We start from the raw sequence: 5,557 nt of genomic DNA on the forward strand, positions 1-5,557 counted from the left end.
TAAGATTGAGAAGTTGCCCTTCGGGCCTGGTTGTGATGACTGGGTCGGGGGAGCGTCCGATCCTTGAGAACTCAACAGCGTGCACTTGTCAAATGCCAAATAACCTCGACTCTGCTTCGGCAGGGTGAGATTCCTTTGGATCAAAGACCAACCCTTTCGGGGGTTGGCAACGGATAGTCAGCAATGATTTATCTCTTTGGTCAGTTTCAAGCTCGCAGCCTGGACCTTATTCCGGTTCTGGTTGTTATTTGTTTTTTACGGAGAGTTTGATCCTGGCTCAGGATGAACGCTGGCGGCGTGCTTAACACATGCAAGTCGAACGATGAAGCCCAGCTTGCTGGGTGGATTAGTGGCGAACGGGTGAGTAACACGTGAGCAACCTGCCCCTGACTCTGGGATAAGCGCTGGAAACGGCGTCTAATACTGGATACGAGTAGCGATCGCATGGTCAGTTACTGGAAAGATTTTTTGGTTGGGGATGGGCTCGCGGCCTATCAGCTTGTTGGTGAGGTAATGGCTCACCAAGGCGTCGACGGGTAGCCGGCCTGAGAGGGTGACCGGCCACACTGGGACTGAGACACGGCCCAGACTCCTACGGGAGGCAGCAGTGGGGAATATTGCACAATGGGCGGAAGCCTGATGCAGCAACGCCGCGTGAGGGATGACGGCCTTCGGGTTGTAAACCTCTTTTAGCAGGGAAGAAGCGAGAGTGACGGTACCTGCAGAAAAAGCGCCGGCTAACTACGTGCCAGCAGCCGCGGTAATACGTAGGGCGCAAGCGTTATCCGGAATTATTGGGCGTAAAGAGCTCGTAGGCGGTTTGTCGCGTCTGCTGTGAAATCCCGAGGCTCAACCTCGGGCCTGCAGTGGGTACGGGCAGACTAGAGTGCGGTAGGGGAGATTGGAATTCCTGGTGTAGCGGTGGAATGCGCAGATATCAGGAGGAACACCGATGGCGAAGGCAGATCTCTGGGCCGTAACTGACGCTGAGGAGCGAAAGGGTGGGGAGCAAACAGGCTTAGATACCCTGGTAGTCCACCCCGTAAACGTTGGGAACTAGTTGTGGGGTCCATTCCACGGATTCCGTGACGCAGCTAACGCATTAAGTTCCCCGCCTGGGGAGTACGGCCGCAAGGCTAAAACTCAAAGGAATTGACGGGGACCCGCACAAGCGGCGGAGCATGCGGATTAATTCGATGCAACGCGAAGAACCTTACCAAGGCTTGACATATACGAGAACGGGCCAGAAATGGTCAACTCTTTGGACACTCGTAAACAGGTGGTGCATGGTTGTCGTCAGCTCGTGTCGTGAGATGTTGGGTTAAGTCCCGCAACGAGCGCAACCCTCGTTCTATGTTGCCAGCACGTAATGGTGGGAACTCATGGGATACTGCCGGGGTCAACTCGGAGGAAGGTGGGGATGACGTCAAATCATCATGCCCCTTATGTCTTGGGCTTCACGCATGCTACAATGGCCGGTACAATGGGCAGCAATACCGTGAGGTGGAGCGAATCCCAAAAAGCCGGTCCCAGTTCGGATTGAGGTCTGCAACTCGACCTCATGAAGTCGGAGTCGCTAGTAATCGCAGATCAGCAACGCTGCGGTGAATACGTTCCCGGGTCTTGTACACACCGCCCGTCAAGTCATGAAAGTCGGTAACACCTGAAGCCGGTGGCCTAACCCCTTGTGGGAGGGAGCTGTCGAAGGTGGGATCGGTAATTAGGACTAAGTCGTAACAAGGTAGCCGTACCGGAAGGTGCGGCTGGATCACCTCCTTTCTAAGGAGCATCTGAAGTCCTCGGACTTCCAGAACCCAGATCGAAGACACACGTTCTTCGCTGGGAGCTCATGGGTGGAACATTAGACAAGGCATCACGGATGCATGGTTTTCGTTAGTACGCTGCTTCGGCGGTTGGAACGGGAAGGTCATGGGGATGTGGTGCATGCACGCTGTTGGGTCCTGAGGGACCGGAACCGTTTCTTCGGAAGCGGGACTGAACCTCTGGGCCCCTTTCTGGTTCACGGTTGTGAATCGGTGGGGGTACCGCCCGTACTTTGAGAACTACACAGTGGACGCGAGCATCTTCAGCATCACCTTCGGGTGGTGTTGTAATGATGATCTTAAAGATCATTAGTCAATTTCAATTTTGACGATTCGAACTCATGATTTGTTTCAAGTCTTTAAGAGCAAACGGTGGATGCCTTGGCATCTGGAGCCGAAGAAGGACGTAGCAATCTGCGATAAGCCTCGGGGAACTGATAAGCAAGTTTTGATCCGAGGGTGTCCGAATGGGGAAACCCCGCTGGGCGGCGTGCCGACCTAGTGACTCCCGCCTGAATATATAGGGCGGGTAGAGGGAACGTGGGGAAGTGAAACATCTCAGTACCCACAGGAAGAGAAAGCAACCGCGATTCCGTTAGTAGTGGCGAGCGAAACCGGATCAGGCTAAACCGAGTGTGTGTGATATCCGGCAGGAGTTGCATGTTCGGGGTTGTGGGACTTTTCAGTCATCTCTGCCGAGGTGGCGACGTGACAGAAGCGTATAGGCGAACGGTCTTGAAAGGCCGGTCATAGAGGGTGCCAACCCCGTAGCCGAAATGCGTGTTCTGGCGTGAAGAGTATCCCAAGTAGCACGGGGCCCGAGAAATCCCGTGTGAATCTGTCAGGACCACCTGATAAGCCTAAATACTCCCAGATGACCGATAGCGGACAAGTACCGTGAGGGAAAGGTGAAAAGTACCCCGGGAGGGGAGTGAAATAGTACCTGAAACCGTTTGCTTACAAACCGTTGGAGCCTCCTTAGTAGGGGTGACAGCGTGCCTTTTGAAGAATGAGCCTGCGAGTTAGTGATATGTGGCGAGGTTAACCCGTGTGGGGTAGCCGTAGCGAAAGCGAGTCTGAATAGGGCGATTCAGTCGCATGTCCTAGACCCGAAGCGAAGTGATCTATCCATGGCCAGGTTGAAGCGCGTGTAAGAGCGCGTGGAGGACCGAACCCACTTAGGTTGAAAACTGAGGGGATGAGCTGTGGATAGGGGTGAAAGGCCAATCAAACTTCGTGATAGCTGGTTCTCTCCGAAATGCATTTAGGTGCAGCGTTGCGTGTTTCTTGCCGGAGGTAGAGCTACTGGATGGCCGATGGGCCCTACAAGGTTACTGACGTCAGCCAAACTCCGAATGCCGGTAAGTGAGAGCGCAGCAGTGAGACTGTGGGGGATAAGCTTCATAGTCGAGAGGGAAACAACCCAGACCACCATCTAAGGTCCCTAAGCGCGTGCTAAGTGGAAAAGGATGTGGAGTTGCTGTGACAACCAGGAGGTTGGCTTAGAAGCAGCCACCCTTGAAAGAGTGCGTAATAGCTCACTGGTCAAGTGATTCCGCGCCGACAATGTAACGGGGCTCAAGCACGCCACCGAAGTTGTGGCATTGACATTTTTGGTAGGCCTTCGTGGTCCAGCCGTGTTGATGGGTAGGAGAGCGTCGTGTGGCCAGCGAAGCGGCGGTGTGAACCAGCCGTGGAGGCTACACGAGTGAGAATGCAGGCATGAGTAGCGAAAGACGTGTGAGAAACATGTCCTCCGAAAGACCAAGGGTTCCAGGGTCAAGCTAATCTTCCCTGGGTAAGTCGGGACCTAAGGCGAGGCCGACAGGCGTAGTCGATGGACAACGGGTTGATATTCCCGTACCGGCGAAGAACCGCCCAAGCTAATCCAGTGGTGCTAAGTATCTGAATCCTCATGACCGGATCCCTTCGGGGTGATGGGGTGAGGCCTAGCGTACGACCCCATGCTGGTGCGGTTAGCGTATTAACAGGTGTGACGCAGGAAGGTAGTCCAAGCCAGGCGATGGTTGTCCTGGTGCAAGTGCGTAGGCCGAGTCGTAGGCAAATCCGCGACTCATGTGGCTGAGACACGATGCGGATAAAAAGTGGATGATCCTATGCTGCCAAGAAAAGCATCGACGCGAGGTTCTAGCCGCCCGTACCCCAAACCGACTCAGGTGGTCAGGTAGAGAATACCAAGGAGATCGAGAGAATCGTGGTTAAGGAACTCGGCAAAATGCCCCCGTAACTTCGGGAGAAGGGGGGCCACCCGCTTATTAGGATTTACTCCGAAAGGGTGTGGTGGCCGCAGAGACTAGTGGGTAGCGACTGTTTATTAAAAACACAGGTCCGTGCCAAGTCGCAAGACGATGTATACGGACTGACGCCTGCCCGGTGCTGGAAGGTTAAGAGGACCGGTTAGCCGCAAGGCGAAGCTGAGAATTTAAGCCCCAGTAAACGGCGGTGGTAACTATAACCATCCTAAGGTAGCGAAATTCCTTGTCGGGTAAGTTCCGACCTGCACGAATGGCGTAACGACTTCCCAACTGTCTCAACCGCGAACTCGGCGAAATTGCATTACGAGTAAAGATGCTCGTTACGCGCAGCAGGACGGAAAGACCCCGTGACCTTTACTACAGCTTGGTATTGGTGTTCGGTGTGGCTTGTGTAGGATAGGTGGGAGACTGTGAAGCGGATACGCCAGTATTCGTGGAGTCAATGTTGAAATACCACTCTGGTCACTCTGGATATCTAACTTCGAACCGTGATCCGGTTCAGGGACAGTGCCTGGTGGGTAGTTTAACTGGGGCGGTTGCCTCCCAAAAAGTAACGGAGGCGCCCAAAGGTTCCCTCAACCTGGTTGGCAATCAGGTGGCGAGTGTAAGTGCACAAGGGAGCTTGACTGTGAGACTGACAGGTCGAGCAGGGACGAAAGTCGGGACTAGTGATCCGGCAGTGGCTTGTGGAAGCGCTGTCGCTCAACGGATAAAAGGTACCTCGGGGATAACAGGCTGATCTTGCCCAAGAGTCCATATCGACGGCATGGTTTGGCACCTCGATGTCGGCTCGTCGCATCCTGGGGCTGGAGTAGGTCCCAAGGGTTGGGCTGTTCGCCCATTAAAGCGGTACGCGAGCTGGGTTTAGAACGTCGTGAGACAGTTCGGTCCCTATCCGCTGCGCGCGTAGGAAGTTTGAGAGGATCTGACCCTAGTACGAGAGGACCGGGTTGGACGAACCTCTGGTGTGTCAGTTGTTCCGCCAGGAGCACCGCTGATTAGCTACGTTCGGGATGGATAACCGCTGAAAGCATCTAAGCGGGAAGCCGGCCTCAAGATGAGACTTCCATGCCCCTTGTGGGTGAGAGGCTCCCAGCCAGACTACTGGGTTGATAGGCCAGATGTGGAAGCACGGCAACGTGTGCAGCTGACTGGTACTAATAAGCCGATGACTTGATAACACCATTTTTCATCAGTTCGAATTACTGATGCTCCGCGTCCACTGAGTGGTTCTCGATGTACGGTCGAGAACCCTAACAACACATCACGTGTTTTTAGGTTTGATTGAAACATCAATAGTGTTTCGGCGGCCATAGCGTGAGGGAAACGCCCGGTCACATTCCGAACCCGGAAGCTAAGCCTCACAGCGCCGATGGTACTGCAGGGGGGACCCTGTGGGAGAGTAGGACACCGCCGGACTCCTTTTAAACAAAATGGCCACCCAACGCTGGGTGGCCA

General features: G+C 54.4%; 3 rRNA genes. All 3 read left to right on the forward strand.

Annotated features, from left to right (window positions below):
• Positions 1-254 precede the first annotated feature (254 nt).
• A 16S ribosomal RNA gene (locus MAE01_RS15830) occupies positions 255-1,779 on the forward strand.
• Positions 1,780-2,172: 393 nt separating this feature from the next.
• Positions 2,173-5,280 (forward strand): 23S ribosomal RNA (locus MAE01_RS15835).
• 121 nt (positions 5,281-5,401) lie between these two features.
• Positions 5,402-5,518: ribosomal RNA gene (gene rrf, locus MAE01_RS15840) — 5S ribosomal RNA — on the forward strand.
• The 16S, 23S and 5S rRNA genes sit together here, the layout of an rRNA operon.
• Positions 5,519-5,557: the final 39 nt, after the last annotated feature.

This window comes from Microbacterium aerolatum, assembly GCF_007988825.1.
Taxonomy (GTDB): Bacteria; Actinomycetota; Actinomycetes; order Actinomycetales; family Microbacteriaceae; genus Microbacterium; species Microbacterium aerolatum.